An 857-nucleotide genomic window follows, 5' to 3' on the forward strand; every position below is an offset into this window, starting at 1 on the left:
GCAGACGAGCTGCTTTCCGGAAAGGTTATGGGCGGCCGCATCAGCGCTGTTAACGGTCGCGTTATCAAACTTGACCGCGTGGCAGATGCGGCAGCAGGTGATCGCCTTATTCTCAACCTACCATCCGGATCGTCGCAGAGCAGGACCATTCAGGCTGTGAACGGGGAATCAGTCACAGTCACTACGGCATACAGTGAGACGCCGCAGGCTGAAGCTGTTTGGGTGGTTGAGTCGGACGAGCTCTACGCGCAGCAGTATCGTGTTGTCAGCGTCTCCGATAACGATGATGGCACTTTCTCGATTACCGGTGCATGGCACGACCCAGATAAATATGCCCGTATTGATACCGGTGCCATCATTGACCAGCGGCCAGTGAGTGTGATCCCGCCGGGTAACCAGTCTCCGCCAGACAACATCGTAATCAGTTCGTTTTCGGTGGTTCAGCAAAATATCAGCGTCGAAACCATGCGGGTGAGCTGGGACCAGGCGCAGAATGCTATCGCCTATGAAGCACAGTGGCGCCGCAATGATGGTAACTGGGTAAACGTACCGCGCAGCTCCACCACGTCATTCGATGTTCCGGGGATTTATGCCGGGCGTTACCTTGTGCGCGTGCGCGCTATTAATGCCGCTGAAATATCCTCTGGCTGGGGCTACTCCGAAGAGAAAACGCTGACGGGCAAGGTGGGAAATCCGCCGAAACCTGTCGGCTTTGCGACAACGCCGATCAACTGGGGTATTCGCCTGAACTGGGGATTTCCGGCTAACACCGGGGACACGCTGAAAACGGAAATTCAGTACACCGCGAACAGTGATTTCTCTAATCCTCTTTTGCTGTCGGATGTGCCTTATCCGTC

At 55.3% G+C, this 857-nt stretch carries 1 protein-coding gene; it reads left to right on the top strand.

The window, feature by feature from the left end; genetic code table 11:
• The coding region (locus OGV69_RS00060) for a TipJ family phage tail tip protein (RefSeq protein ID WP_502873868.1) at window positions 1-857 on the top strand (857 nt) is incomplete at both ends.

Origin of the sequence: Citrobacter sp. Cc139, assembly GCF_030334645.1 — a bacterium.
In the GTDB taxonomy this organism is placed as follows: Bacteria; Pseudomonadota; Gammaproteobacteria; order Enterobacterales; family Enterobacteriaceae; genus Citrobacter; species Citrobacter werkmanii.